The following is a 15,707-nucleotide window of genomic DNA, read 5'->3' as shown; positions in this document are numbered from 1 at the left end:
GTGAAAAGTACTATCTATATAGGCGCAGCCGCACTGCTCGCGTTGCTTGCCCCGCTCATGATCATCCTCCTCGGCGGCGACAACAAAGGCAGCGCGAGCCTTACTGGCGCTGCGAGTAATATCCCACCCGAATACGCAGGCATCATTGCGCGGGCCGGCGGGATTTGCGAAGGCATCACCCCGGCTTTGCTTGCGGCGCAGATTGAGGCTGAATCAAACTGGAACCCCACCGCAGTATCGAGCGCGGGTGCGCTTGGTATCGCACAATTCATGCCAACCACCTGGGCCACTGCTGGTAAAGACGGCGACGGAGACGGAGTCGCTGATGTCAACAACCCACAAGATGCCATCTGGAGCCAAGGCCATTACATGTGTGATCTCCTCGCCAGCACGAAGAACTTTGTCGAAGGCGGGCAGGTGAAAGGTGATCCCGTTGACCTCGCCTTAGCCGCATACAACGCCGGAATCGGCGCCGTCCAATCTTTTGGGGGTATCCCGCCCTACCCGGAAACCATGGCCTATGTGGAGAAAATCAAGAATCTAGCGGCGACCCGCTACGCACCCACCGCTGCGGGTGGCTCGAATAATGCGGTTGTTGCTTGGGCTATCTCCCAACGCGGCAAACCCTATAGGGGTGAGGGTCGCGGGGCGTGCGGGAGCATGGGACCCGACTGTTTCGACTGCTGCGGCCTTGTCTGGTCAGCGTTTAAGAACGGGCGCGGTATTGATTTGCCCATGTCTATTCCTGGTGAGACGCCGGCCCGGCGTAAATGCGAAAACGCACTCTATAGCGCAACTCAATTCGGTGGCACTTATGTGCCAGCCGACGCCGCACACCTCCAGCCCGGCGATATTCTCGCGTTCCAGTCAACAAGCGTCGACCCGAACGTCGACTACATCACCCACGTCGCGCTCTACATCGGTAATGGCGAATATATTGACGCAGCCCCCGGATATGGTGTGAACACCTACCCGCTCGGGTGGGGAGACAGCGCTGACAAGATGTTCCCGCAAGCACTAAGGATCCCATAATGACAACACAAAACAGAACCATCGGCGCAATAACTGCGCTCGTGCTTGTAGTGGCCGCTGGCTGCCAAGCCCCTGAACCCGAAACAAAGCCGACCATGCCTGTTCCGGCGTCGCCGGTACTAGAGGTGCCACGCTGCCTCACAAACGCCCCGCGAACCAATGAGTCGGATGTGGAAAGCGTCGCCGACACCGTCGCGCTCTTACTTTCATGCCAAGACTCGCGCACGGATGCCAGCCCGCTTGATGCTTATAAGCGAGCAAGCCGCTACCTTGTCGAGTCTCTCCAGCCTGGCGAGGAGGCGCAGGTGCGTGGGGGAGCAGCCTGGGAAACCCTCAAAACCAACGACGCATACACAAGCGTTGCCGTCGAGCCACTGTGGGGGCAAGCCCCACCAGCCACCGCCGCTGATGTCGCTTATGCCGACCGTCAAGTAACCATTACCCCGACTAGCGAGAATGGCTGGACGGGAACACCGGAGACAGCTTTCTACAACTTCACTCTCACGAAAGAAGATGGAACTTGGCGAGTAAGCAACATTGCGACCGCCAAGTAGCAGGTTAGGGACAACCGCGCAAGTCCATTGTAGTATAGTATCACAACCAGCCTTGGGGAGAAGGGAAAAAGAAAAATGAGCCAACCAACCAACACCTACCCGCCACTACCGCCAGACCTGACATACGGGTACCCAACCTACGACGCCGGTGTCTACATGCCAGAGCCGGCCCGCCCGAAAAGCCGGCTTGTCCGGGTGTTTTCGTGGATTCGTCGCCACTACCGCACCTTTTTCCTTATTACCGGAATAGTGTTTGCAATCATGGCCCCGTTCTCCATGCCTGACAAGTACGGGTCGAGCTGGGGATGGTACTTCGTGTTCTTCTTCCTTGTATTCGGCTACCAGATTTACGTGCACGGCATCTTCTTCGGGATTTTGAAGGGGATTATGTGGACCATCCTGTTTCCGATATTGATCATCTTGATGTTTACGCCACTCATCGCGGCCGCGGCCCGCAACCCCTAAAACGAAAAAAGCCGGTGTGCTTTGCACACGCACTAACTAGTGACCCCAAAAAACAATTCCCGGTCCATGCCCGGGAGGATGGAGACACTAGCAATGGTGCGACGCACAAAAATCTCGAGCGGGCAAGAAGCCCTCTTCGACCTCACCTTCTACCTCAACACAACCACTACTCCTCAAGGAGAAAACAACGATGAGCAAGGAAACCCGCCAACAACTGGAAGCGAACATCAACGAAGCGACGCTGGAGACACAGAACGCGCTCGAGCAAGCACTCCTAGCGGCCTACCCACCAGCCAGCGAGAACTGGACCGATCAGGTAGCGGCACGTCAGACCGCAGCGGCGACGGCGCGGATGGAAGCAGCATACGAAGCAGCCGCGATCATGGACGAGTACGAAGCCGAGGAATCCTTGGAGATTTGGAAGAATCAGGACCTTCCCGAACCGCTTCCGACAATCCTCGCCTCGGAGTGGATGACCGAGTGGTGGGACATGTCGGACTGGGTGCTGCGCGGGGATCAGCTGGAGGACCCGGAAGCGATAGCCGAGATGAGGGCCGAGATGATCGAGCAGGCCGAGAACCGGGTGGAAGAAATGTCTTGGGATTGGGTGATGCGATTCATCTCCGAGACGGGCGGGGACAAATCACCGAGCCTGACGGTGGCCGACTTCAAGGAAGCTTTCAAGAGCCAGGATTCGATGCTGGATATCGACCCGTACGTCCTTACGTGGGAGAAAGTGGAGGAAGCGATGATCGGGCTAGCGCCAGCGAGCCTGGACCCGAAACGGGGGGACAACGCACGCTGGGCGATCGAGCTGAAAGAAGCCGGCCGGCTTATGGGCTAACCACCCAAGTCAGCCCTCGTGGCGAGAAAGCCCGTATCGAGGCGAACCTCGCCGCACTGCGCCTCCTCACCCAGCTAGGTGACCGCACCCCGAGTAGCTCCGAGCAGGAGGTGTTGGCGCGGTTTTCTGGGTGGGGAGGCCTTTCCGCGCTTTTCGACACTCGCACCGACACCTACAAACACGAACGCGAGACTTTGCAGTCTCTCGTGGATGAGGCAGCTTATAAGCAGGCGTTACAGTCCACGGCGAATGCCCACTACACCCAGCCCACTATCGCCCGCCTCCTTTGGCAGTCCCTCCAGTCGTTAGGGTTGGCGGAAGGCGCGCGGGTGGTGGAACCCGGCTGTGGCGTCGGTATGTTCATCGGCACCGCACCAGCAGCGGTGCGGATGGTGGGTGTTGAGATCGACCCGACCCCTGCCGCTATCGCCGCCAGGCTCTACCCCAACGCCGACATACGAGCGCAGTCTTATACAGATACGGACCTCGACGAAGACGGCTATTTTGACGCGGCTATCGGGAACGTGCCGTTTGGTAATTACCGCCCGTATGACCCGGTCTATAACCCGGGCAATCACACCATCCACAACTACTTCATCAGTAAAGCGCTAGCGCAGGTGCGGCCTGGCGGCATTGTCGCGGTGCTTACCTCGCGCTACACGATGGATGCGAAGAATCCGGGGATCCGGCGCGAACTCTACGCTAGAGCCGACCTCGTGGGTGCTATTCGTTTGCCGGCCGGCACACATGAGGCGATGGCCGGGACCGATGTCATCTCCGACATCCTGATTTTCCGGCGTCGCGAGAAAAACGACGAACCGCGGCCGTTTGACTGGGAATACACCCACCCACTCAAGACCGGCGAGGGCGAGTTCCCGGTGAATGAATACTTCCACACCCACCCGGGGCGCGTGCTCGGGGAGTGGGAAGAAACCACCAACCAATACGGCGCAGCTCTGAGCGTGGCCAGCAATCTAGATACGCTGGAGGGCCAGCTTGCCACCACCCTCGCCGCGATCACCTCCCAAGCGAGGGAGGCCGGTCTCATCTTCACCCCACGCCAAGAAAGCTATGAGGGTGAAGTAGCGCTGCGTCCAGTCGATCAGGAAAAACTCGGACGCATTACCAAGACCGAGGCCGGGTTCGAGCGCTACACCGCGAATGGCAATACGCCGGTGAAGATTGCGAAAAACGCGGCCGAACAGCTCACTGCGTTGCTTGATTTGCGTGACCAAGTGCGGGCGTTGGTGGAGTTTGAGTCCCAAACCCAGGAAAACCCGCCCACGCTCAACGCGGCCCGCACCCGCCTCAAAGCCACTTATGAGGATTATGTGGCCAAGTATGGTCCACTCAACTCACAGAAAGAGCGTTGGTATACGGATAGGAAAACCGGGGAGGAAAAACTTTCCTGGGTGGATCTCCCGGCGGTGCGTGTCTTCCGTTCCGACCCCGATGCCGCCTTGACGATGGCTATCGAGATTTTCGATAAAGACACCCGCACGGCTCGGCCGGCTGGGATCCTTGAGCGGCGCCAAATCGGCATCACCTTCAAACCTCTAGGTGCCGACACTATTGAGGATGCGCTGGCGATCTGTATGGTTGAGAAAGGCCGCGTCGATACCGAATACATTAGCTACCTCACCGGCCAAACTAGCGAGGAAGTCGCGGCGGGCTTGCGCGAGCATACCTTCTTCGACCCAGAAACCAACGAGTTTGTCGAGCGCAGTGCTTATCTGTCGGGGAATATCCACGCCAAGTTGGTGGCCGCCCAAGACGCGCTCGAAACAGATTCCCGCATGAGCGAGAATGTCGCGGCTCTCAAAGCCGTTATGCCTGAACCGCTCTCGCTCTCCGATATTGAGATTAGCCCGGGTGCGCCGTGGATCAGCGTAGGCGACCATCACGATTTTTACTCTCAAGTGGTGATGGGCTGGCATCAACAACGCGTCGGGCAAGTTGGCTATAACCCGATTACCGGTGCTTGGAAAGCTGTCCAGGATGGCTACCAGCCTTCCGCAAAAGCCCGCCGCACATGGAACACGGAACGCCGTAGCGGCACGGAAATTTTTGCGGCCCTCCTCAATCACAGCCCTATCACGGTCAAGTCAAAAACCATTGACGGTGAAGAATACATTGACAGGGCAGAGACCGCGGCCGTCGCCCAGAAAATGGAAGAAATGGCCACCGCGTTCACCGAATGGGTCTGGGCAGACGGCGAACGCGCCGCACGGCTCGAGGCCCGCTACAACGAAATGTTTAACGGATTCGTTCCCCGTGACTACACAGGAGCTGGCGAGAAGCTCACTCTTCCGGGCCTCGCGAAAGACATCGTCCCGTATTCGCATCAGCGCTCGGGCGTGGCACGCATGATCTACCAGGAAGCGGTCGGTCTGTTCCATCAGGTCGGGGCAGGCAAGACAAAAACCATGATTATGGGGGCGATGGAACTCAAACGCCTCGGTCTCATCCATAAGCCTGTGATTACCGTGCCGGCGAACGTCTTGTTCCAGTTTGCCTCGGAGTTTCAGCAAACCTATCCCGCGGCGCGTGTGCTGACCGCTACCCCGGATGATCTAACGAAAGCGGGGCGGCGTGAGTTTGTTGCGAAAGTCGCCACCAACGACTGGGACGCGGTCGTGATGACTCATGAGCAATTCAAGGCCCTGGGGTGCTCAAATAAAACCCAAGCAGAATACATTGAGGCGCGTATAGGGGAGCTGGAAGACGCGATTAAGGCTAGTGATTCTTCCTCCACGATTCAAGATATGACCAACCAAATGAGATCGCTGGAAGGTGCCTTGAAAAAGGCGCTTGATCACCCCACCGACCCCGGTATCTCGTTTGAGGAAACCGGCATCGACTACATTATCGCTGATGAGGCCCACCGCTATAAAAACCTCCAGATCATCACGAAACTGGAGGGTGTTGGCGCGGGCAAAGGCAATGAATATACGGCCGACTTGGACATGAAACTCCACTATTTACGCTCGAAGAATCCGGGTGGGAGGATTTGCACGCTCGCCACCGCCACCCCCATCTCTAACAGCCTCGCGGAGGCCCATACGATGATGCGATACCTAGCGCCCAGCGTGCTCAAAGAGGCCGGTATTGAGCCGTTCGATGCTTTCGCCGCCACTTTCACCCGCTCGGAACGCAAAGCCGAGATTTCGCCCTCGGGGGGATTCCGCATGCGTACTCGCATCTCCCGCTTCCACAATTTGCCCGAATTCTTGAGCTTGTGGGGGATCGCCGCCGGCAGTAGCGGCAACGACAACATGCTCGCCTTGAGTACTGATGGGCGGCTTGGCGCGCTCGACCTGAGGCTGCGCGGCCGCACGCCCATCGACCACCCCGTCAGTGAAGTCGCCGCACGTAACATCTACCGGATCTGGGAAGAAAACAAAGACAACCGCTACAGCGGCATCGACGGCGCCGAATCCGCTATCCCGGGTGCTCTCCAGCTGGTCTTCTGCGACTACGACACACCCAAAGACACCTGGAATACTTACGACGCGCTGCGCCAAGAACTCTATGAGCTGGGCCTGCCGGAAGGCTCAGTCCGGTTCATCCACGAAGCGAAAAACAATCCCGAAAAAGAAGAACTGTTCCGGGACTGCCGCGAGGGCCGGGTTGCGGTTTTGATCGGCTCCACCCAGAAAATGGGGACCGGAACAAACGTCCAAAAACGCTGCATCGCAACCCACCATCTTGACGTGCCATGGCGGCCCACCGACATCACCCAAAGAGACGGCCGCATGGTCAGGCAAGGCAACGAAAACCCAGAAGTCTACAACTACCGATACGTGGTGACGGGTTCCTTCTCCGCTTATATGTGGCAGACAAACGAACGTAAAGCTAGGTCGATCGCACAGATCATGACCAACAAGACGGGCACGCGCTCTGTCGAGGATGTCTCGCCGGAAGAAATGGAGGCCGGGCGTGCGAAAGCCATCGCCACCGGCAACCCTTTGCTTCTCGAGAAATGCGAAGTCGACGCAACCCTGCAAAAATATCGAGCCTTGCATTCGTCTTGGCAGAGGACTCGTAACCGGGCCATCGACGACACCCGCACCCTCGACCTGCGCATTCGGGCGAGCGAGAAAACCATCGCCACCCTGGAGGACCTCCAAAGCTACATCCGTGATACGAGCGGCGATAAATTCTCGGTCAGGATTGAGCGGGGTGTGTTTACGGAGCGGGCCGCGGCAGCCCAAGCCCTCTCCCGAGCCGTATCCGCTCGCATCTCCCCCTACATCATCGAGAACGTACGCCGCACCGGCGGCACCTACTCGGTGCCTCAGGGCGTGAGAATCGAACTCGGTGGGATCGAGCTTGATGTCGCCCGCGTTGAGGCCGACAGCCGGATGGGCGTCGTCTCCGATGTCTCTATCATCTTCACACCTGTGGACCTGAAAGATGTGCGGTATGGGCCAAGGGCCGGTATTCCGCTCTCTATTTTGCAGCGCGGCCAATCGGGTCTTATCCAACGCCTCGAGAATCTTGTGGCGTCTTTGCCGCAGCGTCTTGATGAAGAAAAAGAAAACCTCGCGTTCTTGCGTGAAGAAGCCCAAAGCGCACGAGAACTCTCTACCAAAGAATTCCCACACGAGGCAGAGTATGCGGCCGTGCGTACCCGGTCGAAAGAAATCACTCTCGCCCTCGAAGACCAAGGAGATGCCAAAGCCCACCGCGAGCAAGAAGCACGGTTCAGGGAAGGCATTAAATATGAGGAGCACGAGGGATTCTTCGAGGGGCTAGCTACCTGGCCGCGTATTCCCCTCCCACCTAAACCAACCCCGATAGATGCCATCGACAACTGGGAGGCGCTCCCCACGGTCGCACGCTACGAGTCACGCGAATACACCTGGGAGGTGCTCGGAATTGTTGCCGGCAACCAAAACGGCCAAGCCCTCACACGCCTAACAAGCAACGCGCAAACACACCTGTTTGTAGCAGACCTGCTTGAGCTGGAAGCCATGGCCGACCCCCTCACCCACGCACCGGGCACGGTGGCGCAGCCACTCGTCCACCGCACCCCACTCACGCCACCAGAAGACGCAGAGCGCGGCGAGCACAGTGCGGTAGATGAACGCGCCGAGAACGAGGAACGCGATACCGGCGATGACGCTGCGGTATCTGGAGAGAGCACTACACCGGCAGTAGGAACCGGCACTGCTGACGTCGCTACGCATACAGGCGAAGAACAATCCGTGGATGTTATGCGTCCGAGCATCCCTACTCTCTACGACGGCATCGAGCGCACGGCTCTCACCGAGGCCGCACCCGGCGTGTTCATCGCCAAGTATGGAGAGCAGGTCGTCACATTCCTCGACGAAGCCCGCAATCAGCAAGTTGGTGTCCCGTATCAAAGACTCTTCCCCGAACCTGGCGAACCCGCCTTGTATGCCTACCCAGACCTGGATATTGCGCAGACTGGCAACCTTGCAGGGAGCGGGCAAGTCGCCCGCGCGTTACTCCTCGACTCACGCCAAGACGCCGCCTATCTCGACGAGTATGCGCCCGGGTGGCGCGCTGACGTCGACGAGCCAGATGTACCTGATGTGCGCGATCTTGATACCGCAGACACCGATGACGTCAGTAGCGAGGAGAGCGTGAACGTGCGGTATGTTCCACCTATCTACAAAGGAGAAACACCCGAGCGCGTGGAGGTGCTTGCCCCGGGTATTGAAACCGCAACCTATGAGAGCGCGGGAACGATAGTGTTCCTTGATCCCGAGGTTGATGCGCTCCTGCCCAGCCGTTATCGCGCGTCCTTGTTTGCGTATCCCGGATCCGAAACAAGCGCGGCTTACCGCGAAGACCGACCACGCGAAGCACACCTACGCGGGGCAGCGCAACTGGTGCGCGCGCTCTTCCTTGGCAGTAGGGAAGACGCACGTTACTGCCACCAAGTTGACCCGACGTGGAACGACGACGCGAGCGAGGTACGTGCACAATACAGAGCGTATTGTGCAGCGAACTACGAACGCCAAGCGGCCGCGCCGATCTTCACTGCGGTGAGCCGAGCGGTAAACGCAGCACGCACAGCTGGCGTACGTGGAGCGAGCGATCCACGCGAGCACAGTGACGCACTCATGTAACAAACTGCGATGCCGAAACACGCGGCGGGCGAGACCTCCACATGATCAGGTCTCGCCCGCCTTGCATGCGTCACGAACTACATTGCGCCGTCTTGTTCGTTGCTCGTTTGCTCCACGTTGTGTGCATCTACGCTCGGGCTAGGTGTACGTTTGGTGCGCGGCTTTTTACGCGCTTGAGTCGGCGCAGTTAGTCCGTAATTTTTCAGTTCGCGCTCACTCCACCCAGCCTTAAGCGCCACCGTCCACGCACCCCGATACTCACCCTCAAGCGCGCGCAAGCGCGCCGCTATTTCTTGCAAGTGCACACCGGCTTCGAGTCGTTTGGTGAAGCGTTCTTGTTCGGCCGCGCGCAACGCCTCCACCTCTTTACTCGCGCATCCAGCGCTGCCAGTCGTCGCGTTAGTGTCCATGTTTTCGTCCACGAAAATTCTCCTTACATCACTGCGCCGCTCTTTTTTGCGGTGCTACTAACTAGGGGGCTTTGCACGCACACGACCCCGACAAGAAACTTGGCAACAATTCGCACTGCCCACGCCACCCGGCACCCTTGCACACGCAATACACCACCCACCCAACCACACCCCAACCACACCCCAGCGGCCCCGCAGGCGCGCGCCCAAGGCGCGCGCAAATCGGAGCGCCCGGCCGCTACGCGGCCACCCGCCCCGGCCGACCCGCTCAGCGCTGCGCGTAACCTCCACGACACGCGTGTCGTGGAGCAAGCTAAAGATTCGTGTGCACGAATCAGCTTGAGGGGCTATACTAGCCACAAGGCCCAAGCAGAGTTCCGCGCGCTTTGCGCGCGGGCCGGGCCTCATTGTGAGCGAGGGAGGTGGAGCGGTGGCGAGCAACACGGAGTCGGTGCGCGCGCCGATCACGTACGCCTCGACCGCGCCGAAAGACGACCCGCGCCGCTCCTTCCACCTCAAACTCAAGCACTCTCAATATGAAGAACTGAAAATGAAAGCCGCTGGCGAGCGCGTCTCCATGTCGGACTACCTTGTGCGCTTCGGATTGGGCCGGAAGGTTGAGCAAGTCAGCGCCGGTGAGATACGCGAAGTGCTCGCCGAACTACGCAAACTGCGTCGGCAAATCCAAGGCGAAGCCACCAACATTAACCAGATCGCACACTGGGCAAACAGCGAACAAAGCTTCCCGGTGGAGGCACGTGAAGTCGCTGCGCAGCTACGCTCCCAAGTCAACCAAATCAACCTGCTGCGCATTAAGCTGGTGGAGCTTTTATGATCCCGAACATCATGCGCGGCGGAGACATTAGCGGACTCGTCCGGTATCTTTTTGGTCCCGGGCGCGCCAACGAACACATAAACCAACACATCATTGTGGGCAGTGAAGACATCGCCGCGCCGTGGGCTTATGGCGGGCGCGTCCTCGAGCAAGACGAGAAACGCATCGTCGCGAAACTCCTCGACCAAAACCGCCTTGAGCACGGCACCGAGATTCTCGGGGAAGTCACCCGCTGGGACTACGAAGCTGAGCGTGCTATCCCTGTTTCTAAAGAAAAAACACCCGCGCATGTCTGGCATTGCAGCTTGTCTTTGCATCCCGATGAGGAACCTTTGAGCGACGAAACATGGGGCGCCATTGCGCGTGATTTTGTTGAGGGGATGGAATTCGACAACCGAGCAACAACCTCGAAGTCGCCCTGCCAGTGGATAGCCGTGCGCCACGGCTACACGAAAAACGGTGGCGACCACATCCACATCGCACTCGTGCTCGTGCGCGAAGACGGCACCAAAGCAAACACGTGGCTCGACTACAAGCGCTCCCAAAAACTGTGCACGGCTTTGGAAGAAAAATACGGGCTAGCGGTTCTCGAATCACGCAAACACAACTACGCTTCCCGGGGCTACAAGAACGAAGACAACAAAGAGCTACGGCTCGATCTGGAAACAGCAATGCGATTAGCCGCCGGGGCAGCTTCTACCGAAAGTGAATACCTCGAAGAACTGAACCGCCACGGTATTTCATTCCGGCCCAGGTATGCCAAGGGTCAAGGTGTTGTCGCCTACACCGTCACCAAACAAGAACCCGGTAAGCGTGCTATTTGGATTGGTGCGGGCAGGGTTGCCCGCGACCTCACCCTCACCCGCCTACGTGCTCGGTGGGACGACAATCCAGTGGAGCGTCGCAAGGCAGCCGACGTATGGAACCCACTCAAAGACTCGGCACCGCATACGCCCGCGCAAGCACGCAATCTTGAAGAAAAAATCCGAGACATCGCCGCAAGTGTTGCTAATGAGAGCGACTTCGCGCAGCATCTGCGTGCGTCGGGCCTGCTCGTATCGGTACGCCTCGACGACGAAGCAAGTGAGGCGGTTTCGTATTCGGTGGCCACTAAACCCGAACCCGGGTACAAGCCCACGTGGTATTCCATGAACCGTATGTCGGCCGACGTCAGTTTGTCGGTGTTGCGCGAATCCTGGTGGGACAACATGCTTACGCGATCGAGCGCGGTAGCGATCTGGAAACCCGCCTCCCGCGCGAGCGACAGCGATGAGGTGCGGGTGTGGAGTGAATTCGGGAAAGCACTCACGGCGACTATCGCCGACATCAAGCACGCAGACACCAGTGACTGCGCAGCAATTGCTGATACATGTGGGCGTGCATCCGCGATCTTCGCCGGCCTGGCAAACGCCTATGGGCCAGAACACGGCCGGGCCTTCGCTCGTGCATCCCAAGTCCTCGGTCGGCGCGCCCAAACCAAACATGCACCCACACCGCGGCGTTACTCGCCTGTTTTCACGAGCGGGTTGCGGGCACTCAGTAGCCTGGGGCGGCCGCGTAGCCGCGCCGCATGGGTGAGTAGTCAGGTCATGGACTCAATGGAGCGTATCGCCGTGGGTATTAACCGTCTCCAAGCCGCACACGGAGAACTAACCCTCGCCCGCCGCACCTTGAAAGAAACCAAGACCGCCCTCGCAACACTCGCCGCGCCTGAACCGCGCACCGATGCCGGCGGTCGGCTTCCAGGAGTGGAATACAGTCCGGTGGACTGGAGCCAATACAACGGCAGCGCGCGCACAGACAGTCAGCTCGGTAACGAGCGAGGCCTCAAGCGCGATAAACCCGAGCAGGGCAGCACTCCGAGTACCGGGTATGGCCTCTGACGCCGGCAGCAGGCTCAAGCCAAGTAGCACGCAAAAAAGAGAGGGAACGTGATGGCAGGACAAGAGCGAAAATTCAAGCCCATGTATGCCGATGAATTCGAGTTTTTCGAGAAATGGCTCGCACCGAACTACCGCCGCTCCATAAACACGGGCTGCACGTGGTGTCCTCTCTGGTGGGACCACCCCGAAGCACGCGTGCGGATGCGAGCCATGTGGGAAGCCTGGGAAATATACCGCTTCGAAAAACCTGTCGGAGGGCTGGCGGCCTGGTTCACTGACGTCGCCGACCCAATGATGAGAGTCTTACTAGACCCCACCAACGTGTTCAAAGGATGCACGGCGACGACGCACTACGCACGCTCTGGTAGCGACCTTTCCTTGCCGTTCGTTTCTTTCACCCAAGAAACCGGAGAAGAAGTAGCTGCGAGGCGCGAAAACGCACCCGCACCAGCGGCACCCACCCCGTCAATCTACTTCCCGGCAATACGCTAGGAAGACTGCCGAGAATGCGCTATTAAAGTGACAGTGGATGGTGCCGTGTAGGAAAGTGAGTAACTGATGATTCCGTTTCCGCGAGGAACTATGATGATAGGTGACGCCCCTCGGGGGCCACTACCGTCCAACTACTCCTATAGACTGGCATGCAATGAAAATTAGAAGCGTGGATCTATTTTGCGGGGTTGGTGGCCTAACTTACGGAGTGAGAGCCGCCGGTATTGACGTGCTCGCAGGATACGATATTGAAGAACGGAGTAGATTCGCATACGAAACTAACAACCCGGGAACGCAATTCTTCCACAAAGATGTGAAAACTATTCAGAAGGGAGAGATTAGCGCTCTCTACCCAGACGACACTGACATTCGCGTGCTCATGGGCTGCGCACCGTGCCAGCCATTTTCTTCATATAATCGCCAGCCGGCCAGCGCCCCATCAAAAAGCTCAAAAATGGAGCTGCTACACTACTTCGGCGTTCAGGTGAAAGACGTTCTCCCCGACGTCGTATCTATGGAGAATGTCCCGAACCTCGCACACGAATCAATCTTCGCTGCATTCACCAGTCTCCTCGAGGAACTGAACTACCACATCGACTGGCGCATCGTAAACACAGCAGATTACGGCGTCCCGCAGTCCCGCCGCCGGCTCCTTTTACTTGCCTCCCGGCTGGGGCCTATTTCGCTACGTCCCCCGACTCATGATGAGACCACGTATGTCACACTGCGCCAGAGAATTGGGAGTCTTCCGAAGCTAGGAGCAGGGGAAACAGATCCGAGAGACAATCTGCATCGAGCACGAGGCTTAAGCGAGATAAACCTGCGCCGGATACGTGCTTCACGGCCCGGGGGGACATGGAAAGAATGGCCAACAGAACTTCTCCCGAACGCTTACCGCAAAGCTTCGGGTAGTACTTTCACCTCGGTCTACGGACGCTTGTCCTGGGATAAGCTCTCCTCAACAATCACTACCCAGTTCATCGGATACGGGTCAGGACGGTTTGGTCACCCCGACCAGGACCGGGCATTAAGCTTGCGTGAAGGAGCCATGCTTCAAACTTTCCCGCAGACATACATGTTCGTTCCGCCCGAAGTTGGCTCGGCCTACCATGTCCAGCCGATAGCAGTCCAGATCGGAAACGCGGTGCCACCTCGTCTCGGCGAGATCATCGGAACATCAATTACCGCCCACTCAAATCATGCCAGCGAGTGACAGTATCTGTGTGGCGACTCGACTGGGGAAAGGCACGATAATAAACGTGAACGAAACGTCGATATCGCAACCGTTGAGTCGTTACTTCCCGTAAGATAACGCTATGGAAGCTGCAGACACAATCGAATTCCACACTGCCAATACGGCCGCTACGCATTTAGGGAGGAAACTTTATAAGAGTTCCCCATCGGCGCTAGCAGAATTGGTAGCAAATTCCTACGATGCATACGCGGACAATGTATGGTTGCAGCTTGAGAGTGGTGGGGACTCAATCATCGTAGCCGACGACGGGGTCGGCATGTCCCGGGACGTCGTATCCCGTCAGTATGCAACGATAGGCAACCCGAAAGAACCCACCGAAACTCCCGAAGGTAAAACTCAGCGTCCCGCAATGGGGAAGAAGGGTATAGGCAAGCTCGCCTCTTTCAGCCTCGGTGACTCCTACACGGTTTACACCAAAGACTCGGAATCTCCAAAATGGTTGTCCTTTACCTTGTGCTATTCCGATATGGTCAAGAAAGAAAACGCAACCTCTTACGCTGCGCCTGTAGCCTATCTTGATGAGCTTCCAGTCGATGTCAGCCACTTCGGTAATGAGACCGGGCTTATCGTCAAGATCTCGGACCTTAGGCGCAAGATTACGGCTGGAACGATTGGTGGTATGGAAACCCAGTTAAAGCGCCGATTCTCACTGCGTGATAGCGAGATTAAAATTCACTTGAACGGGAAAAAGCTGGACCTTTCTCCATTTGAGGATCTGTATCAGCACATAAGGGCAGTGAACTATGTTGGCTTTACGGACGAAGAAATGAAGGAATGGTTCCCCGAAGCCAACGAAGTAACGAGTTATGTGCCTTCATCCGGTAGTGGCATCACCGTGGAAGAAATTTCCCATCTTGTTTCCGAGAAGAAGCTCAAGGCGTGGTTTGGGATAGTCGATAAACCGAAACGACTCAAAGAGATTGGGCTGGGGGGGTGTTCTTGTATACATCAATAACAAAATCGCCGACGAAAACCTCCTAGCGTCGAATCAGTCTGCACAGATGGGTGGACAGTACGTCACAGGCGAGATCTACGCGGATTACCTCAACGACCGTCCAGAAGACCCCATAACTTCCTCGCGTCAAGGGCTAGACGAGTCCGATGAGGAAGTAGAATTAATTATGAAACTCGCTAAAGCTATGGAAGGTAAAGCGATAGCCCAGTGGGACGCCTATAAAGACAAGGTTGCGCCCGAGCGACTGCCTGATCGAATTAAAAATAACGAGAAGTACAGAGAGTGGGAGCGTAAACTTTCGCCTTTGCAAAAGACGTTTAATACCAAGCTTTTGCGAATTGTGGATTCATTTGATGATTTTAAAAATGATGGTGATCAGTGGATGTCTGATCGAGAAAAGGTTGCGTTTATCAATAGTGCGACCACACTCGTTGAAAGCTTGGAACTGCTTGAGATAGACAATGTTATTAAAGTGGTGGAAAGTGGTGATACTGACAGTTTGTACCAGCTTGTAGCCCGCTATATGGGCAATGTTGCACGGTGGGATACTGTTCAGATGGCGGAAGCTGCGGCGAAACGCTTCAATGCAATACAGCACTTGCAACGACTGGTAGATAAAGATATGGAGGTTGAAAAGGCCTTTGAAGACTGTCTTTTTGATAATCCATGGCTTCTCAATCCTTTCTGGAACAGGTCGACTAAGTCGGACGAAGAAATCCAGGTTGCAAGACAGTATTTTGTAAAGCTTCGGGACAAAATGGGTGAGAAACATAAGCGTAGGTTTATTGATATATATGTCGAAGTGAGGGTGTCAAATGGTTTGTGTAAATGCTTGATTTGACTAAGAAATTGAGGATTAACTATGACTATGACGGATGCTC

At 57.0% G+C, this 15,707-nt stretch carries 12 protein-coding genes; 11 read left to right on the top strand and 1 reads right to left on the bottom strand.

Annotated features, from left to right (window positions below; all coding sequences use genetic code 11):
- The 5 genes from QP828_RS05960 (at position 1) to QP828_RS05940 (ending at position 8,996) form a co-directional block, all read left to right on the top strand.
- Entirely contained in the window at positions 1-1,032 is a 1,032-nt protein-coding gene (locus QP828_RS05960) for a C40 family peptidase (RefSeq protein ID WP_284890238.1), read from the top strand.
- Positions 1,032-1,586, top strand: coding sequence for a hypothetical protein (locus QP828_RS05955; protein ID WP_284890237.1), 555 nt, complete (start codon positions 1,032-1,034; stop codon positions 1,584-1,586). The genes QP828_RS05960 and QP828_RS05955 overlap by 1 nt, the downstream gene beginning before the upstream one ends.
- A gap of 75 nt (positions 1,587-1,661) precedes the next feature.
- Positions 1,662-2,051, top strand: coding sequence for a hypothetical protein (locus tag QP828_RS05950; RefSeq protein ID WP_284890236.1), 390 nt, complete (start codon positions 1,662-1,664; stop codon positions 2,049-2,051).
- Positions 2,052-2,241: 190 nt separating this feature from the next.
- On the top strand, positions 2,242-2,895 hold the full coding sequence (locus tag QP828_RS05945) for a hypothetical protein (protein WP_284890235.1): 654 nt from the start codon (positions 2,242-2,244) through the stop codon (positions 2,893-2,895).
- A gap of 356 nt (positions 2,896-3,251) precedes the next feature.
- A complete protein-coding gene (locus tag QP828_RS05940) occupies positions 3,252-8,996 on the top strand; it encodes a helicase-like domain-containing protein (RefSeq protein ID WP_284891337.1) in 5,745 nt (1,914 codons plus the stop codon).
- Positions 8,997-9,073: 77 nt separating this feature from the next.
- Here QP828_RS05940 and QP828_RS05935 read toward each other — a convergent pair whose 3' ends face one another.
- The gene (locus QP828_RS05935) at positions 9,074-9,418 is read right to left on the bottom strand and encodes a hypothetical protein (protein WP_284890233.1); all 345 of its coding nucleotides are present in this window, start codon (positions 9,416-9,418) and stop codon (positions 9,074-9,076) included.
- Between the two features lie 418 nt (positions 9,419-9,836).
- On the opposite strand from QP828_RS05935, the gene QP828_RS05930 reads away from it, so the two are divergent.
- The 6 genes from QP828_RS05930 (at position 9,837) to QP828_RS05905 (ending at position 15,667) form a co-directional block, all read left to right on the top strand.
- Positions 9,837-10,241: a MobC family plasmid mobilization relaxosome protein gene (locus QP828_RS05930; RefSeq protein ID WP_274733742.1), complete on the top strand. Its 405-nt coding sequence runs from the start codon at positions 9,837-9,839 to the stop codon at positions 10,239-10,241.
- Positions 10,238-12,124 carry a relaxase/mobilization nuclease domain-containing protein gene (locus tag QP828_RS05925; RefSeq protein ID WP_274733740.1) on the top strand — a complete coding sequence of 629 codons (1,887 nt, stop codon included), beginning with the start codon at positions 10,238-10,240 and terminating at the stop codon, positions 12,122-12,124. Before QP828_RS05930 ends, QP828_RS05925 begins: the two co-directional genes overlap by 4 nt.
- Before the next feature lie 51 nt (positions 12,125-12,175).
- Positions 12,176-12,616: a DUF4913 domain-containing protein gene (locus QP828_RS05920; protein WP_274733738.1), complete on the top strand. Its 441-nt coding sequence runs from the start codon at positions 12,176-12,178 to the stop codon at positions 12,614-12,616.
- 154 nt (positions 12,617-12,770) lie between these two features.
- Positions 12,771-13,829: a DNA cytosine methyltransferase gene (locus QP828_RS05915; RefSeq protein ID WP_274733736.1), complete on the top strand. Its 1,059-nt coding sequence runs from the start codon at positions 12,771-12,773 to the stop codon at positions 13,827-13,829.
- Between the two features lie 103 nt (positions 13,830-13,932).
- Positions 13,933-14,826, top strand: coding sequence for an ATP-binding protein (locus QP828_RS05910; RefSeq protein WP_284891333.1), 894 nt, complete (start codon positions 13,933-13,935; stop codon positions 14,824-14,826).
- Between the two features lie 46 nt (positions 14,827-14,872).
- The gene (locus tag QP828_RS05905) at positions 14,873-15,667 is read left to right on the top strand and encodes a hypothetical protein (protein WP_284891331.1); all 795 of its coding nucleotides are present in this window, start codon (positions 14,873-14,875) and stop codon (positions 15,665-15,667) included.
- Positions 15,668-15,707: the final 40 nt, after the last annotated feature.

The sequence above is a fragment of the Actinotignum sanguinis genome, from assembly GCF_030230305.1.
In the GTDB taxonomy this organism is placed as follows: Bacteria; Actinomycetota; Actinomycetes; order Actinomycetales; family Actinomycetaceae; genus Actinotignum; species Actinotignum sanguinis.
Note: the sequence above shows the minus strand (reverse complement) of the source record. Positions and strands in the feature narration are given on the sequence as shown.

Coding starts and splice junctions, on each gene's coding strand:
- QP828_RS05955 (WP_284890237.1), top strand. CDS start 1,032: ATGACAACACAAAACAGAACCATCGGCGCAATAACTGCGCTCGTGCTT.
- QP828_RS05950 (WP_284890236.1), top strand. CDS start 1,662: ATGAGCCAACCAACCAACACCTACCCGCCACTACCGCCAGACCTGACA.
- QP828_RS05945 (WP_284890235.1), top strand. CDS start 2,242: ATGAGCAAGGAAACCCGCCAACAACTGGAAGCGAACATCAACGAAGCG.
- QP828_RS05940 (WP_284891337.1), top strand. CDS start 3,252: ATGTTCATCGGCACCGCACCAGCAGCGGTGCGGATGGTGGGTGTTGAG.
- QP828_RS05925 (WP_274733740.1), top strand. CDS start 10,238: ATGATCCCGAACATCATGCGCGGCGGAGACATTAGCGGACTCGTCCGG.
- QP828_RS05920 (WP_274733738.1), top strand. CDS start 12,176: ATGGCAGGACAAGAGCGAAAATTCAAGCCCATGTATGCCGATGAATTC.
- QP828_RS05915 (WP_274733736.1), top strand. CDS start 12,771: ATGAAAATTAGAAGCGTGGATCTATTTTGCGGGGTTGGTGGCCTAACT.
- QP828_RS05910 (WP_284891333.1), top strand. CDS start 13,933: ATGGAAGCTGCAGACACAATCGAATTCCACACTGCCAATACGGCCGCT.
- QP828_RS05905 (WP_284891331.1), top strand. CDS start 14,873: ATGGGTGGACAGTACGTCACAGGCGAGATCTACGCGGATTACCTCAAC.